We start from the raw sequence: 17,581 nt of genomic DNA, 5'->3' as shown, positions 1-17,581 counted from the left end.
TTATTTTGGTCTTATATGAATAAACTATCAATGAGGGAAAAGTTCTTGTAACTCATCATCTAACTTGTCTGCCCACCACTCTAGGTCTTTGATACACACACTCAACTCGTTGTAATCCATTCCATTAATATCTCGTTCTGACACCGCGTATACAAATTCACTACTAGAGCGGATAGCTAATTTTAAACCCAATTTTGAGTAATTGAGTTCTAACAAATGGCGGTAAAAGCTAAATTCTTCTTTTGCTGGAATCTTCATCAAAGGAGAGTAAATACACAGGTACTCTCTATTGTTTTTTCCATCTGCAATAAATACTTCTATAGATGCTGATCCTCTCTTCCAATTCCACGAATCAGTCTCAGCATTATAAGTGTCTTTTTTGGTCAAACCAACCGACTCAACATACTCTTGAATCATTTCTTCAACTTGGCTTTTATATGACATAATGGCTTTCTATTAGGTAATAAACTACGATTAATTTAAGTAAGTAACAGAATAAGTATTCACCATTGCTGCATCATTCAATGGTTGTTTGGTCACATTTTTTGCTATGTATCACCCCATCACCATTTGAACATTCACAACTCTGACTACTTAATTAATAACAATTGAAACTTTGCACTTGCTTATTAAGCGTTATAATAAAGTCTCAATCATTAAAAGAGATTTCTCTTCTCAAAGATTATACTAAATACCACTATCGTAAGATGTATAGTTTACCAAAGCCATTTTTAAATGCCTTGTCAGCACTGGTTTTTCGCTGTTCTATTGGTTGTCCGTTTATCTTCATTACCACACGATAAAGGTACAACCCATTGGCAAGCAAGTCGCCGTACTCATCCCTGCCATCCCAGGCATACTGAGACCGATTATTCCCTATCACTATTGGGCCAAGTTCTTCCTTGGTAATCTCCCGCACAACTTTTCCGGTAACGGTCATTATCTGAATTTTCATCTCATCAGGTATTGCTCCCCCGGTAAGCGTAAAAACAAATTGAGTTTTGGTAGAAAAGGGATTAGGATAAGGAAACACATGGGTTACAGTAGACTCGTTCACTACCTCAAAATTAATAGTATAAGGGTTTACCCCAGCTTTATTATCCGAAGCATCACGCCCTTGCACCTTTAGGGCATATTGACCATTTGCCAGGTTTTTAGGATGAAACTCTACTTCAGTCAAGCTAGGGCCACTTGTCCATTTCACGTTAGGATCGCTGAATACGATTGTTTCAAAATCACAAGTTTCACATTTTCTCAATAAAACATTTAAGTTACTAGTGTCAGTCAGCACTTTGAATGAATTTTCGTCCCTCAAACGAATATTAATGACTGGGCTGGGCGATACGATTTCACCATCCATAATTTGCCTCCCATCAAACGAGACCTCCAGTATAGGGTTGGCATTATCTTTAAGCACATTGAAATTCACCTGATACAAATTATTGTCATAATACAGCTCTGCTGCTATCCGGGGGTTTACATATACTGTGAGCACGTTGGCTCCTACCCTACCCAAAGTTTCTATTTGTCGACTAAACCTCACCACACTTTTGGGTTGAGGGGCAAGTATTTTCACTGAGTCTCTCAGTACCTCCTTATTGTCGGTAGTGAGCACATAACGTACCCATAATGAATCGGATGAAAACGCTACATCAGTAATATTTCTAAAAGCAAATTCAACATTCACACTTTCCCCTTCTTGTTTGTCTGCAATTACATACTTCTCTTTACCAATAGTCTCTATATCTATCAGTCCTTCAGGTATTGGCAAAGCTTCATAGGTGACCATCCAGCGCTTAAGCTGAGCTGGAGTAAAATCGACCTCATCTTTTAATACCAATTTTAGCCTGATAAATGGGTAGGTTCCAGCATTTAGTATATTCTTCAAGTCAAACTCTGAGGGTAAAGCTGCTTGCTGAGAAAATACTACCGACTCTTGACCTTGAGTGTTAATACCTATGATCTGATAAGTTATTACATCATTGGCATTTGCAACCATTTTACCATAGAGTTTGCCCCATTCTTTGGCAGGTCCTATAGGTAATGTTGTAACCTCACCAGAAGAAAAGCTTTCGGTATAATTATAGTTCATGACAATACTTTCTGAGGTTTGCCCTGATAAACTGGTAGAAATCACCTCTTGTAAAGCACTCCCCCCTTTTTGCCCCAATAATATATATGGATGCCCATTTTGCAATGTGTTCAAAGCTCCTGAGCTTGCCCCTACGTTTTGTAAAGCAGTTTTGATAGTAGCATCCCAACTACTAAATGTTACATTCCCTTTGCTTAATAATAAGACATAGTCGCCGCTAGGTATTGCGTCCAGGTAGTTTTTCAAATTAGTAGTCATAGCATTGGTATAAACATTGGCAGACAAACCATTGCCACTACTGTTACCGTTACGCCCACAAGTAGGGTTTGTAATAGAAGGAGTAAATAATAGATAAGGCTGAAAAGTTTCTTTTTTAAACGCCATCACTATGACTTGGTCACCCGCACAGTCTGATGGAGTAATTAAAGGGATGCCGTTATACATTACCTGGGTAAGTGGACTAGATGCATTAGCGCCAGAAGTATTCACTGCCAGTTTTGTATCAACACTCTTAAACTTCCACTGATTATTCGCTTTATCTAGCTGCAGGTTTCCTGTAATGATGTCTTTTTCAAATTGGGAGAACTCGCTTTGTGACCATCCCTCTGGGCTTCCAGGAATATAAGTAAAAGAACGGTCTGCCCACAAAGAAGTAGGGTTAGGGTTACCTATCTGGTCAGCATAATTAATCCGCCAATAATATACAGTACTATCTTGCCCTGTATCACCCGCAAATACCTCAGAGCTCCAGTTGAGCAATAAGCTTGGCTGTATAAAAACTGTTTTTTTGCCTGGACTATCAAAAGAGTTAAGCGTATCTATTTCACATACAAACTGTCTGTTTTCGTTTGTAAGTGATCCTGAAAAAGCAGTAAAATCAATGGGATTTTTGGTAGCTATACTAAAATCATACGGACTCAAAGGAACCGCTCCCTGGGCCTGAAACAAGTATTCTATTTCGGCAATATTATTAGTTTCACTTACTTCATCAATATTGTTCAAGTAGTCAATATGTACTTTTATTTTGTTCAAGCCACTCCCGTTTTTAGCTGGATCACGTTTGACTGTAAACGACACAGTATCTTGCAGGTTGATAGGAGAGTAATCTACATTATTGGTATAAACAGTGCTTGTTCCATCAGCATAAGTTCGCTCTACTGACATTCTAAAAGGTTGGTTATCTTTAATGCCTACATTTGCCACTACTACATTTACCTGAAACGAATCTGAAACCGCTGACAAAGGGTTACCATCAAAAGATTTAAGTGTGACAAACTCACTAGAAGTGTAATAGTCTGGCTTGTTGCCCCTGCTTAAACGTATGGCAGGATCTCCCTGTAATAACATTTGCTGATCAACCGTTACTTCTGCTTGTTCATTTGTTCTTGGTTGGGTTCTTATTACTTCTTGAATAATTTCGCCTACTGGTCTGCCCACAAACTGGGTACTATTGAAAGCTACTGCATAAAACCTTTGTGAGTAACGCCACAGTGGTACTGTATAACCTATATAAGTATGAGCAAGAAACCCGATAGAGCCCCGATCTGCTGTATTGATCCAGTCTTCTGAAAGTGACCGGAAATCGCCACTAAATATACTGGCCAATTGGCAACCATTGGCTATAATCATCGGATACTTTCCCTTGTTTCTGTACCCCTCTATGTCATCTGTCACAAAACCTATTTCTAAATCGGTAACACCTACAGCAGAGTGCCCAAAGAAGGTAATGACCCCTACTCCCTGGTTTACCAACTCTGACACATTAATTACTTCTACAAGTTGAGAAATGTTTTTAGACAAAGTAGTAAAAACGGGGGTAAGTAGTCCCCCAGAAGCCAATTGAGCATAAGAATCGACATAAGCTCTCAATAATTGCTGCTCACTGGCATTATTTCCTCCACTTAAATGAATAAAATTCTTCATCCAAATGGCTTCGCCTTTGAGTACCTCATGCTCTTTTACTTTGTTTAAATAATTAAGTACCTGACTAGCCAACCGGGTGCTAAGCCTACCTGTAGGTATCATAGGAGTTTGAGGGCTTATAGGGTTAAACCCAGCAGTATACATTACATCAGAAGGTGGGTAACCAAAAGGTGGAATTAAATCTTGTCCACGATGGGCAGGAATGATTCGAGGGTTTAAGCTTGTTGCAGACTGGTCAATTGACAATCCTTTACCTATTAAAAACAAAAATTTTGGATTCCCCTTATCGTACATATAACGAGCAAATTTTTTAATAGCAAGTGGACTATACTCGCCATAATTAAACTGATTGTAGAGTAGTTTTACATTGACTGTCAAGGTATCAAACCCTCCTCCTTCGGTAGATGCTCGGTAAGCTGCATAAGCCTGTACAGGGTCGCTTACCCCTCCTGTGGCTTGTCGTAAAGACGCATGTGTAATAATTAAATAATTATGTTTGGCCGCATCTATATTTCTAAAGGGAGCCTTCTCAATCCCAATCACATTGTCAAACAAGGTATTATTGCTCACATACAGCTGGCGCTCAATTGCAGTGTTATTGACAATGGCAGTAAGTTTTCCAGCATTCGTTCCAGTGATCACCCTTCCTACATTATCTTTGTCTGTAATGTCAAACACCTGAGCATTTGCTACTGGACTACTGATTTCCAGGTAAGACTTACCTCCTCCGTTTGCTCTCAACCTAAAGTTGTAACTTGCCTGAGACTGCATGTCTACTCTCTGTGGATAGGTAAGTTTAATGTATGCTATGCTTATGCTACCCGTTGGCTCTTCTAACCGAACAACTACCTGACCAGTACCCGAAATATCACTTAACTCTATTTCTTTAGTATAAGTATAGTTTACTTGAAAAACAGTTTGCACATCGTCCAGCAAACGTAAGTTTCCAGTAGAGTTGCCTACATATATTTTAGTCTTGTTTACCTTTACTGAGTTTCGTCCTATATACCTTATCTCAAGCTTTGGTTTTACTCCACTCCCACTGTTAATATTGCTAACATTGAAATTAAAATTGGCACCAGCTGCTCCTATAGGTGAACCTACCCACCCCTCGGCAATATCAAAATCGCTGATATATATGCTATTTGTAGTACCTATGGGGTATTTTCGTCCTAGGGCATATTGATTATTAAACACTAACAACTCCTCTTTCCAGTGATAACTCTCTGCTGTAAGGCCACCAGTATTAGCCTCATTGGTTTCAATCATTCGTTTCCCTAAAGAACCATCTACTGTCCAGGTAAGAAAATAAGCGGTAGTATCTGAGTATAAATTATAGTATTTGTTTACCAACCAAGCAGGATCTTTATACATCAAAGCATCTTGAGTTCCATCATTCTTTTCTCCATAAAACAAGACATAATCACTACTAGAGAATACCTCATTACTTGCACTATTTACCACAATGGCTTGTTCTTTGCCCCGATGAAATATTTGGAGATTTTTGGGTTTTACTGATGCTACTGGAATACCTGCACTCTGAAGTTGTGTATAACTTATCTTATACACTCCTTTCTTTACCACAGGAATTTTATAGTACTGTTGGCTATAGTTAATCCATTCATTGCCATAAGTTTGAGCTTGGGCATTTACCGCCCCTAAGATCATCATGGCAATCAAGAACAAGTAGTAGTATTTTGTATGATTAAATTTCATTAGAGAATTGATTTTATCGTAAACTGAGCTTTTAGCAGGGATGTTTTATTTATTGATGGCTACTTTCAATGAAAAAACATTGGAGTATAATGCTTCAGACTGATTGCCTACATCAGTAAAAGCATAGTCGATAGTAAAACGACTGATATTTATACCTACACCAAAAGTGGGCTGAAAAGAGGTAAACGTTCCCCCTTTGGTATCTTTAATTTGCTGAATATTGTGCACTCCACCTCTTAGAAACACTTTTTTCAAGTAGTTAAGTTCCACTCCCATTCCAGGATCAATAGAAATTCTTTCGGTTTGAATGGGTACATTTCTGCGTCCATCAAAAGTAGTATTCAGGTCAACAGCAATGAGTGCCCCAAATTTTTTATGAATCACAAACTCTTTAGAAGCACTCAATATCAAGCGAGGCAAGGTAATTTCAATAGAGTTTCTTGGAATAGCATTGCCCGTTTGGGCAAAAACTTCAGCTACCAAAGCAGTATTGTGTGCCCAGGCATTAAAGGTTCCTGTAATATCTCTTGCCATTGCGCCAAAGTGCCAACCATTCTTAAGGTCTAGTTTTAAGCCAGCATCTAAACCAAAACCCCAGGCGTTGGCAAAATTACCTACGTTTCTATAGATAATTTTAAAATTGGCGCCCCCCTTCAGCCCTTTGATCCAGGGCAAGTGGCGAGCATAGGATACTAGAAAACCATAATCTGCCACCCCAAAAAAACGGATATTGTCATAATTTAAGCGTCCGTCAGCATCGTATAAAAACCGGGTATCAGGAATATCATCTGCGCCTAGTCTTATGACAGAGATACCTAAATGACTCATAGAGTCTATAGGCACCGCAAAGCCAGCGTAATCATACTGAATGATGCCTCCAAAATACTCAGAGTGCATCAACGCCACATCATAATCACTTTTTATGTCCAGCAAACCTGCTGGATTCCAATAACCTGAGGTTACATCTTGGACAATAGATACCTGAGTATTTGCCATACCCAGAGCACGTGCACCTACTCCTATATTCATAAACTCATTGCTAAACTTGGGAGCAGTAACACCACCTGCACTACTAGTGGAACTTTGACTATACGTTTTACTAAAAATTAATGTAGTAATAAATAGCAGTAATAAATTCTTAAACATCTTATTGTTTTATACTTAAAATCACAAAGAGGTAAACGATACTCTGTAAGTGTAACGTAAGAGGCTTTGAAATGATACAACACCTAGAGTAAAGGAGGTTTACCCACAAAAAAAGTCAGGTGCATGCACCTGACTTTTTTTGATGTTTGTATTTTAAAAGAGATGAGTAGTAAAAGTGCTGATTCAATATTTATTCCTCATAAGCCCAATCCACCCCGGTTTTTAGGTCTTTGATCAGCAAGCCACTTTCTTTGAAGGTGGTCCTAATCTGATCTACTTTGTCATAGTCTTTATTTTCTTTAGCATCTTTATACAAGTCCAGCATTCCCTGGATTAATACTTCTTGCTTATTCGTTTTCTCTTCTATCAACCCAAACACGTCTACAATAAAAGTAATAAAGAAAGACTTCATACGGTCAAATGTTGCCTTCTCTATAGTAGCTATGTCTTGTGGGTGAGTATAAAAATGATTAATTTTTTTATTGATGTTAAATATTTGAGCCAATGCTTTTGCGGTGTTCATGTCATCATTCATACTACGCAATGCATTGTCACAAAACCCATTGATTTGCTGATCCAGTTTTGTATTAAGTGTTCCTGCTGCTGTAGGATACTCCATCAACTTAAGGACTCGCAAACTATTCATTAACTTCTTATAGGCTTTTTGAGCATCCAACAAGGCTTTGTTCGAAAAGTCAATGGTACTACGGTAGTGCGCCTGTAAAATAAACAAACGAATGGTCATAGGGGAGTACGCCTGAGCCAAAATTTCGTGCTCTCCAGTAAAAACTTCTTCTATCGTAATGAAGTTTACAAACTCTTGTGCCTGCTCTTGTATTTGTCTAAAATGCGGTTGTGCCTCCTTCCCCAAATACTTCTCAGGTTTTTCATCAAACTCGTCTTTCTGAGGTTGGTTCAAGTCCTTTACCTTGGCTACCAAATCATCAGGAAGCCCTCCAGTCTTCAGGTTGGTCAATGCTTCTTCGCTCCACTTTACCCTGGGCGACTTACTCATTTTTACTCCATCAATGGTTAACATATTATTATGCATCCAATACTTTACCGGAGCTTTGCCACCATTAGCAGCCTTTGCCTGAGCTATTTCACATTCATGATGAGGAAACATCAAGTCCATTCCTCCCCCATGAATGTCAAACTGTTCGCCCAGATACTTTGTGCTCATTACGCTGCACTCTAGGTGCCAACCAGGAAAACCTTCGCCCCAAGGCGAGTTCCAACGCATCAAATGTTCAGGAGAAGCTTTTTTCCAGATAGCAAAATCCATTGGGTTCTTTTTCTCACTTTGCCCCTCTAGATTTTCTCTCGTATTTGCCAACAACTCATCTATTACCCTGCCCGAAAGCTCTCCATAATTATGACGCTCGTTGTATTTTTTCACATCAAAATATACCGAACCTTCAGACTCATAAGCCAGCCCTGCATCCAGTATTTTTTGCACAGTATCTATTTGCTCTACAATATGTCCGGTAGCTGTTGGAGAAATGCTAGGACGCTTTACATTAAGGGCATCCATCAACTCCAGGTATTTGTTGGTATATATGTTTACTATCTCCATAGGCTCAAGCTGCTCAAGCTTGGCTTGCTTTGAGATCCTATCTTCTCCATCGTTTTCGCTACCTGTCAAATGCCCCACATCGGTAATGTTGCGCACATAACGCACTTTATAGCCAAGATACGTAAGATAACGGGATAACACATCAAAAAACACTGCGGGGCGGGCGTTGCCTATGTGTGGGTTATTATATACAGTAGGACCACAAACATACATTCCTACAAAGGGAGGATTTAAAGGCTCGAAAACCTCTTTTGTGTTAGTAAGTGTATTCTGAATTTTTAATGGTGGAATAAATGCTTGTTTCTGGTTATCTCTACTCATACCAATAGTGTTATATACAATGTTATGATTTGACTAATTATTTTGACACCTTTTTTGTGACTCAAAACCCAATGATATTTTTTGATTTGTGAATAAAACATTGGGCAACAAATTTAGAAATAATTCAATTTTTGCAATGTTAATAAAAAGTTATTCCAAAAGTCATCAAAGTAAATAATAATCATACCTCCATCATTGCCCTTTTGTCTATAGTTATAGCAAACACGCATCTTACTTTTTGGATTACAAAATAGTTTAATGGGCTCTAATTCAAGACTTAATTTAAATAAAGTAAAAATTTAATTTGTATGGCAACCTAAAATACTCTATTTTTGTGACTCAAAGAAAAGTTTTTAAAAGCTTATACTCTCAATTACTGAAGTGATATTATGAAGAAGTCCTTGTAATATATTATTTTGTACATAACAAAGTTTGCAAATAAAGTTTTTAACTTTTAGGTTTGCAATCTTACTCAAAATATAAAAAAAAGGGCTTCATGCCCTTTTTTTCATTTTAAGGGTTTCAAAGTTTTTGAGTTCACAATAACTAAATGAATCAAGAAGAAAAATTAACAACACTTATTAAAGAACACCTTGAGCCTGAGTATTTTTTAATTGATGTGATATTAAAAAATCAAAAGCCTAAAGCCAAACTCACAGTACTGATTGATGGTGACCAAGGCGTTTCTATAGACAGGTGTGCCACACTAAGCCGATGGCTTGGCAAATACATAGAAGAAGAAAACCTGATAGAAGGTGCATATACACTGGAGGTTTCATCTCCCGGAGTAGACTTGCCTCTAAAAAATCAAAGGCAGTATATAAAAAACATTGGGCGAAAAGTAAAAGTATCGCTAAATGAAGGTGGCAATAAAACAGGCGTTTTAGAAAAAGTTGAAGACAAACTCATTGTAATACAACCTGAAAAGAAGGGTAAAATAATTCCCGAAAAGGAAGAAATTCCTTTTGATCAGATAATGAAAACCAAAGTGATGATTTCGTTTGGTTGATTGAGTTTATTTTACAGATTAGACTTTTATTAAAAGATATACAAATTGGACAAGCAAGAAATCATTAGTTCGTTTGCAGAATTTGCTCGGGCAAAAAACATTGACAAGGTCTTGATGGAACAAGTTCTGGAAGAAGTGTTCAGAACAATGATTCGGAAAAAATACACCTCTGATGAAAACTTCGATGTGATAGTTAACATAGAAGATGGTGATTTGGAAATGTATCGGAACCGAATTATTGTAGAAGATGATTCTCCAGAAGCCCAAGAACTAGACAAAGTAACCCTGTCAGAGGCAAAAAAAATAGACCCTGAAATTGCAGAAGAAGACATTGGGGATGAATTTCCTCAGACGGTTTATCTAAGCGATTTTGGTCGACGCGCAATTTTGACAGCAAGGCAAACGCTCATTCAGAAAATCAAGGATGTAGAAAAAGAGAATCTATATCTGAAATATAAAGACATGACGGATGAGATTGTGGTAACTGAGGTACATCAGATTTTGAGCAGAGAATTGTTACTGCTTGACTCTGAAGGTAATGAGCTTTCGCTTCCTAAAAACGAGCTGATACCTAAAGACAGATACCGTAAGGGCGAAATGTCAAAAGCTGTAGTACACAGGGTAGATATGATCAATGGTAACCCAAAGATCATCCTATCTCGTACATCTCCAATTTTTCTGGAAAGGCTTTTTGAAAGCGAAATACCAGAAGTGTATGATGGCTTGATTACTATTAAAAAAGTAGTAAGACAACCAGGTGAAAGAGCAAAAGTTGCAGTAGAGTCTTATGATGATCGCATAGATCCTGTAGGTGCTTGTGTTGGAATGAAGGGTTCGCGAATCCATAGTATTGTTCGTGAACTAAACAACGAAAACATTGATGTAATAAACTATACCGACAATTTAGATTTGTACATCACTCGTGCGTTGAGCCCCGCAAAAATCACAAGCATTAAAATGGAGGATGATGGCAGAGTATCTGTGTTTTTAAAACCAGACCAAGTATCACTTGCCATCGGAAAAGGAGGGCATAACATCAAGCTTGCCAGTAAATTGGTAGGAATGGAGATTGATGTATACCGTGATATGGACGAGTATGAAATTGAGGAAGACATAGAACTTTCTGAATTTGACGATGAAGAAATAGAACCTTGGATAAGAGATGAACTTCGTCGTTTGGGTATGGAAACCGCCAAAAGTGTCCTAAATGTTGGTAGAGAACTCCTGATTAACAGAAGCGAACTAGAAGAAGAAACTGTAGATTATTTGCTTGCTCTTCTGAAACGAGAGTTTGAAGAAGAAGAAGAACAAGAGTAAATATTTATCAGAAGGGTCAAAGTTTAACATAGACAGACGCATTAGACACAAAAAAGTATTAGATGGCAGATAAAAACACCATAAAACTAAGCCAGGCGGCAAAAAAACTCAATGTAGGCATTTCTACCATTGCCGAGGTTCTTATATCGAAAGGAGTCAAGGTAGAGACTAAACCTAAACCAAGTACAAAAATTTCAGTAGATGCATTGAAAATTTTGGCCAATGAGTTTAATGTGCCTCTCAACAACCTGATAGAGGAAAAACCTACATCTAGCAAAAAAGAAAATGTAGCTGCCAAGCAAGAAAACAAAAAGGAAAAAGTTAAAACCCCGGATACCGCTGCTAGTGCTGAAAACAAGAAAACAAAAGTTGAAACAAATCCCAACGAAGGGAAAACTAAAACCAATACTCCGCCAAAAACTGTAGAAACAAAAAACTCGGATACCGCTGACAACAAACAGTCATCGTCTAAACTTCCAGGACTTACTGTAAAAGGAAAAATAGACTTAGAAGGTAACGCTCAGCAGAAAGGAAAAGCAAACCAGAAAAATAAGCCAAAAAACTCTGGTACTTCGAACAAAGAAGTTCATAAGAAAAATACTTCTGATAAGGCAAAAGCTACTAATGATGGTAAACCTGCCCCAGAAGAAAAAACAGTGTCATCTAATATTCAGAAATCCAAAGACCCCATCAAACCCAAGGAAGAAAAACCAAGGGCACAAACTGAAAAAACAGTGGAAAGACCCTCTACAAACGTTCAAAAAACTCCTGTGGACAAAAACAAGGATAAGAGCAAAGAAAAAGTTGAAAAGCCTGCGGCAAAAAATGCCCAGGCAAAAGAGTCATCGGCAACCACCAGTGGTAAAGCTGATACAGAAAAGAAACCTGAAGTTGAGGTAATCAAAGCAAAAGCTGAACAACTTTCGGGACTTACTATTAAAGGTAAGATTGAGCTTCCGGTAGAAAAACCAAAGAAAAAAGGTAAGCCTGTTGCATCTTCTGACGAGAAAAGAAAGAAGAAAAAGAAAAAACTTGTCAGAAACCGAAAGGTTGGGCAAAACTCTTCTGACGGTAACAAACAAGGAGGCACAAACAACAACCAAGGTGGTGGCAATCGTCAAGGTGGCAATAACCAAAACCGTAACCAAGGTGGTGGCAATCGTCAAGGTGGCAATAACCAAAACCGTAGCCAAGGTGGTGGCAACCAAAACCGTAGTCAAGGTGGTGGTAACCGAAACTCGAACAATCAGTCTCGGAATAGAAAAGACAGAAGAAATAAGGGTAAAGGAAACAATGATCCTCAGAAAACAGAAATTTCTGCAAAGCAAATACGCGATCGCTTAAAAGCAACGATGGCGCAAGTGCAGGGATCTGGTACAGGATCAAGTGGTAGTACCCGAAGTAAGATCAAAGCTCAGAAACGAGCCAAACGTAAAGAAGCAGAAGGACAAGAAGAGGAGACAACAAAAATCTTAAAGGTAACAGAGTTTATCTCAGCCAATGATATGGCATCTTTGATGGATGTATCTGTGAATGAGGTGATTTCTACTTGTTTGAACCTAGGGATGTTTGTATCTATTAACCAACGTCTTGATGCAGAGGCTATTAAATTTATAGCACTTGAGTTTGATTATGATGATGTAGACTTTATCAGTACTGAAGAAGATGTGAAGATGGAAGAGGAGGAAACTCCTGACCGTGTTGAAGACCTCTCTGAAAGAGCACCTATTGTGACCATTATGGGACACGTAGACCACGGTAAAACTTCTTTGCTTGACTATGTCAGAAGCAGTAACGTAACCGACTCTGAGTCGGGGGGTATTACTCAGCACATTGGTGCTTATGATGTAGTAACCGACGGTGGCAAACGCATTGCTTTCCTTGATACTCCTGGTCACGAAGCTTTTACAGCGATGAGGGCAAGGGGTGCCAAACTAACTGACGTAGTGATATTGGTGGTGGCAGCCGATGACCGCGTGATGCCTCAAACTAAGGAAGCAATCAATCACGCCAAAAATGCTGATGTACCTATTGTAATTGCTATTAACAAGGTAGATAAAGAAACAGCTAATCCTGATAAAATCCGGGAAGAACTTTCTTCGCAAGGGGTATTGGTTGAATCTTGGGGTGGCAAATTCCAAGATCAGGAAATCTCGGCAAAAACAGGTGCAGGTATTCCTGAATTACTTGAAAAAGTATTGCTGGAAGCTGAACTACTTGAACTAAAGGCTAATCCCGATAAAAATGCTTCTGGTACTGTAGTGGAAGCTTCTCTGGATAAAGGTAAAGGATATGTAACCACTGTACTTGTACAAGCGGGAACAATGGAAGTTGGAGATGTTATCTTGGCTGGATCTCACCACGGTAGAGTAAAAGCAATGACGGATCATCTAGGACGACGCCTACAAAAAGTAGGACCTTCTACACCTGTACAGGTATTGGGATTAAATGGAGCACCACAATCGGGTGACTTGCTCAAAGTAATGGAAAATGAGCGGGAAGCACGTGAAATAGCCAACAAACGTGAGCAAATTCAACGTGCTCAAAAAGTAAGGGCTACTCGTGGAAAAACACTGGAAGATATCGGACGAGAAATCGCTCTTGGAAACTTCCAGGAGTTAAAGATCATTGTAAAAGGTGATGTGGATGGTTCGGTAGAAGCCTTGTCAGATTCACTGTTGAAACTATCTACTGAAGAAATTGCCGTAAGGGTAATTCACAAAGCAGTAGGGGGTATTTCAGAGGCAGATGTACAACTTGCCATTGCTTCTGAGGCAATTATCATTGGATTCCAGGTAAGACCATTTAATACTGCCAAACGATTGGCTGAGCAAGAAGGAGTTCAGATAAAACTTTACTCTATTATATACAATGCCATCAACGATGTAAAAGACGCGATGGTGGGTATGTTGGCACCTAAGTTTGAAGAAGTGATTGTAGGCAACGTAGAAATACGCGAAACATTCAAAATATCAAAAATGGGTACCATTGCTGGTTGTTATGTATTGGATGGGTATATGAAGAGAAATAACAAGATTCGCCTGATTCGCGACCAAATAGTGAAATATGAAGGTGAGCTAGGTTCTCTGAAACGATTCAAAGACGATGTTCAAGAAGTAAGAGCAGGCTATGAGTGTGGTTTGAGCGTTAAAAACTTTAATGATATTCTTGTAGGAGATATTATTGAAAGCTTTGAACAACGTGAAATCAAGCGTACACTTAAATAATGTCTGTTTTGACATAGATATAAACTCGAAGGTTGGCTATCAAGCCAACCTTTTTTTATTACCCCTCCCCTACTATTACCCTTCTTCGGTTATTAGTTATTGATCAATCAACTTCATTTTTTGGCTTTAACAATAACGAAATACTGCTCTTTTCAAACTTTCGACAACTTTCCTGTTTACCTTCAATGCTTATACTCTAAAATATTTTAATTTTGTTCAAGAAAATAAATTATTGATAAAGAAACTACAACACAGTTTTTGTTCATGGAATATCGCATAGAAAAAGATACAATGGGCGAGGTAAAAGTACCTGCCGATAAATACTGGGGTGCTCAAACCCAACGTTCTCGTGAAAACTTTGCCATTGGCGACAATCAAATGCCTTTGGAAGTTATCAGGGCTTTTGCTGTATTAAAAAAAGCAGCAGCTTTGACTAATGCCGAGCTGGGAGTATTGCCAGAAGAAAAGGCACAATACATAGCCAAGGTTTGTGACGAAATTTCTAATGGAGATTTAGACGACCAGTTTCCATTGGTTGTATGGCAAACTGGCTCTGGAACCCAGTCGAACATGAACGTAAACGAGGTAGTAGCAAACCGCGCTCATGTGCTCAAAGGAGGGAAACTTAATGACAACGATAAGTTTATTCACCCCAATGATGATGTAAACAAGTCACAATCATCTAATGACACCTTTCCTACCGCCATGCACATTGCTGCTTACAAGATGGTAGAGCGCCATACTTTACCTAAAATTCAGCAGTTGCGCAATACCCTTCAACAAAAAGCCAATGCTTTTAAAGACGTGGTAAAAATTGGTCGTACTCACTTTATGGATGCTACCCCACTTACCTTAGGACAAGAGTTTTCGGGGTATGTAGCTCAACTTGACTTTGCAATCAAGGCAATTAAAAACACCTTAGACCACATGAGTTACTTGGCTTTGGGTGGCACTGCAGTAGGTACAGGTTTGAACACTCCTGCAGGTTACGCCGAAAAAGTAGCTCAAAAAATTGCCGCACTTACTAACCTACCTTTTCAAACTGCTCCTAACAAATTTGAGGCTTTAGCAGCGCACGACGCTATGGTGGAGACTTCTGGCGCACTTAAGCAGTTGGCAGTAAGTTTGATGAAGATAGGTAATGACATTCGTATGCTTAGCTCTGGACCTCGTTGTGGCATTGGTGAAATCATTATTCCAGCAAACGAGCCTGGTTCATCTATTATGCCTGGCAAAGTAAACCCTACTCAGTGTGAGGCTTTGACTATGGTATGTGCTCAGGTAATGGGCAATGATGTGGCAGTGTCGATAGGTGGCGCTACTGGTCAGTTTGAGTTGAATGTTTTCAAACCTATGATGATTTTTAACTTGTTGCACTCTGCCCGTATTTTAGGCGATGCTTGTGACTCGTTTGACAGAAATTGTGCTGTAGGCATTGAACCAAATCACCAGATGATCAAAGAAAACCTTGAAAACTCTCTCATGTTGGTGACAGCGCTTAATACGCACATAGGCTACGAAAATGCGGCTAAGATTGCCAAAAAAGCATACAATGAAAATAGTACTTTACGTGAAGCCGCTATAGCACTTGGTTTACTCACCAGCGAACAGTTTGATGAGTGGGTAGTACCTCAAAATATGATTGGCAGTATAAAAAAATAGTTTGATACTGGCAGTGTTCAACTTTTATTAGCCTTGATAAAAACGACGGTGTCACTGTTCAAACCAAATTTGATTACTTTTTTAACGTTGTCTCATTATAAGCGAGGGCTTAGTTCCCTCGCTATTTATTGCTGATCTAATGCTTTCTCGTTTTGTAGAGGCATTATTTTTCACATTTTAAACAACTAATGCATTAACATCATGAAGTTTATCATAAAAGGCATAGTAATGAGTGTTTTGATAGGATTGACAGCTGTCAGTAGTCAAGCACAGGAATTAACCAAAACTGAAAAAAGGGCTTTGAAGAAAGAAGCTAAGGCAATGTATAAAGATGTGACTAAGCTAAAAGCACTCAAAGATGGTAAGAAGGAAAGCGATGAAGCACTTGCAACTACCAAAACAGAGATATTGAAGCTAAAAGCCACCCAACACGACTTTGAACAGCGTGAATCGGTAATGCTTAGTACAATTGATAGCTTAAGTGCTCGCCTTAAAAGAGCTCAAGATCGTATCAAAGAACTCGAAAATAATAAGTCGATAACCTCTACTAATCCTACCACTATCAGTGGGGTAGCTTCTACTAAGGGAATTGTGTTTAGGGTACAGGTAGGAGCTTATAAAAACAGAAGTTTTGACCATAATAATAATACAGACTACACCAAAGAGAATGCGGATGGCTACAACAAACATGTACTAGGTACTTTTAGTCAATACCAAGCCGCTAAATCGTTTGCTGAGCACTTGACACAACTAGGCATTAAAGGCGCTTGGGTAGTGGCATTTAAAGATGGTAACAGAATTAGCGTACAGGAGGCGCTTGGAGGCACTACTCCGGTGAAAGATGACAATAACGGAGGAGGTAAATAAAATCTGTAAACCTACCCCAATATGTTCCACTATGTAACTGTATCACAAGTCTTTCTATACCATCAATTTGTGGTATAGAAAGCATTGATCATTATTTAAACAATTGATACCAATGAAACATCTATTATCAATACTTCTCTTATTTGCTTTCTCGGCAGGGGTATCTATCGACGGGATAGCTCAAAAAGACCCCGCCCAAATGTCGAAGAGAGAATTAAGGAAAAAGCTTAAAAGTTTTTACAAAAATCCTGAAACATATAAAAAGTTTAAACAAAATATTGAGGAAAAAAAGAGCAACCTTGCAGATATAGAAAAACAATTGCAAGCCCCAGTAAATACTGAGGCTATTGAGAAAGAGATTGCGGCAAAAACTCAGGAAGAGCAAAAATTAAAGGCAGAAATAGAGCGTCTGAAGAATGAAAAAAAAGAAACTACCACTGTTATAAAAAAAGAAACGAACGCTCAAGGAACAGTATATAAAGTACAAGTAGAAATTACTGACGAAGATTTATACAAAGAGTTTGTTAAAGGGGAAAAAAAACCTGTTTTTACTGGAGATATGGACAGCGATGGTTTAAAAAAATACACCCTGGGCTATTTTCAAGACAAAACAGAAGCAGATAAGTTTGTCAAAATACTGAGTGGGCTTTTTGTAAAAGAGGCTAAAGTAGTCACTTATACAAATGGTCAAAGGGTTGACTAATCTGTACTTCTATTTCTCGAAT

At 38.6% G+C, this 17,581-nt stretch carries 10 protein-coding genes; 6 read left to right on the top strand and 4 right to left on the bottom strand.

The features are described 5' to 3' along the window. Window positions 1–27: 27 nt before the first annotated feature. The 4 genes from M23134_RS03865 to cysS form a co-directional block, all read right to left on the bottom strand. Complete coding sequence (locus M23134_RS03865) at window positions 28–444, bottom strand: YbjN domain-containing protein (RefSeq protein ID WP_045112938.1); 417 nt, start codon at window positions 442–444, stop codon at window positions 28–30. A gap of 253 nt (window positions 445–697) precedes the next feature. Continuing rightward, window positions 698–5,731 carry a putative type IX secretion system sortase PorU2 gene (gene porU2 / locus M23134_RS03860; RefSeq protein WP_002694059.1) on the bottom strand — a complete coding sequence of 1,678 codons (5,034 nt, stop codon included), beginning with the start codon at window positions 5,729–5,731 and terminating at the stop codon, window positions 698–700. A 45-nt stretch (window positions 5,732–5,776) separates the two neighbouring features. Then, entirely contained in the window at window positions 5,777–6,877 is a 1,101-nt protein-coding gene (locus M23134_RS03855; protein ID WP_002694058.1) for a putative type IX sorting system protein PorV2, read from the bottom strand. A 190-nt stretch (window positions 6,878–7,067) separates the two neighbouring features. Further along, window positions 7,068–8,774 (bottom strand): cysteine--tRNA ligase, encoded by a 1,707-nt coding sequence (gene cysS, locus M23134_RS03850; RefSeq protein ID WP_002694057.1) that lies wholly within the window; start codon window positions 8,772–8,774, stop codon window positions 7,068–7,070. Window positions 8,775–9,324: 550 nt separating this feature from the next. Here cysS and M23134_RS03845 point away from each other — a divergent pair. From M23134_RS03845 to M23134_RS03820, 6 genes are all read left to right on the top strand, one after another. Continuing rightward, the gene (locus M23134_RS03845) at window positions 9,325–9,783 is read left to right on the top strand and encodes a ribosome maturation factor RimP (protein WP_002694055.1); all 459 of its coding nucleotides are present in this window, start codon (window positions 9,325–9,327) and stop codon (window positions 9,781–9,783) included. A gap of 45 nt (window positions 9,784–9,828) precedes the next feature. Beyond that, window positions 9,829–11,100, top strand: a complete 1,272-nt coding sequence (nusA, locus tag M23134_RS03840) for a transcription termination factor NusA (RefSeq protein WP_002694054.1) — start codon at window positions 9,829–9,831, stop codon at window positions 11,098–11,100. Window positions 11,101–11,162: 62 nt separating this feature from the next. Then, window positions 11,163–14,327, top strand: a complete 3,165-nt coding sequence (infB, locus tag M23134_RS03835; RefSeq protein ID WP_002694053.1) for a translation initiation factor IF-2 — start codon at window positions 11,163–11,165, stop codon at window positions 14,325–14,327. A gap of 264 nt (window positions 14,328–14,591) precedes the next feature. Beyond that, window positions 14,592–15,989: a class II fumarate hydratase gene (gene fumC, locus M23134_RS03830; RefSeq protein WP_002694052.1), complete on the top strand. Its 1,398-nt coding sequence runs from the start codon at window positions 14,592–14,594 to the stop codon at window positions 15,987–15,989. Between the two features lie 201 nt (window positions 15,990–16,190). Then, window positions 16,191–16,856 (top strand): hypothetical protein, encoded by a 666-nt coding sequence (locus M23134_RS03825; protein WP_002694051.1) that lies wholly within the window; start codon window positions 16,191–16,193, stop codon window positions 16,854–16,856. A gap of 112 nt (window positions 16,857–16,968) precedes the next feature. Continuing rightward, window positions 16,969–17,559 (top strand): hypothetical protein, encoded by a 591-nt coding sequence (locus tag M23134_RS03820; protein WP_002694050.1) that lies wholly within the window; start codon window positions 16,969–16,971, stop codon window positions 17,557–17,559. Window positions 17,560–17,581: the final 22 nt, after the last annotated feature.

Origin of the sequence: Microscilla marina ATCC 23134 (assembly GCF_000169175.1) — a bacterium.
Taxonomy (GTDB): domain Bacteria; phylum Bacteroidota; class Bacteroidia; order Cytophagales; family Microscillaceae; genus Microscilla; species Microscilla marina.
The sequence above is the reverse complement of the archived record's forward strand: the minus strand, read 5'-3'. Positions and strand labels throughout refer to the sequence as shown.

Bases quoted from the DNA above. Each gene is read 5' to 3' on its own strand.
- M23134_RS03865 (WP_045112938.1), bottom strand. From the start codon at position 444: ATGTCATATAAAAGCCAAGTTGAAGAAATGATTCAAGAGTATGTTGAG.
- porU2 (WP_002694059.1), bottom strand. From the start codon at position 5,731: ATGAAATTTAATCATACAAAATACTACTACTTGTTCTTGATTGCCATG.
- M23134_RS03855 (WP_002694058.1), bottom strand. From the start codon at position 6,877: ATGTTTAAGAATTTATTACTGCTATTTATTACTACATTAATTTTTAGT.
- cysS (WP_002694057.1), bottom strand. From the start codon at position 8,774: ATGAGTAGAGATAACCAGAAACAAGCATTTATTCCACCATTAAAAATT.
- M23134_RS03845 (WP_002694055.1), top strand. From the start codon at position 9,325: ATGAATCAAGAAGAAAAATTAACAACACTTATTAAAGAACACCTTGAG.
- infB (WP_002694053.1), top strand. From the start codon at position 11,163: ATGGCAGATAAAAACACCATAAAACTAAGCCAGGCGGCAAAAAAACTC.
- fumC (WP_002694052.1), top strand. From the start codon at position 14,592: ATGGAATATCGCATAGAAAAAGATACAATGGGCGAGGTAAAAGTACCT.
- M23134_RS03825 (WP_002694051.1), top strand. From the start codon at position 16,191: ATGAAGTTTATCATAAAAGGCATAGTAATGAGTGTTTTGATAGGATTG.
- M23134_RS03820 (WP_002694050.1), top strand. From the start codon at position 16,969: ATGAAACATCTATTATCAATACTTCTCTTATTTGCTTTCTCGGCAGGG.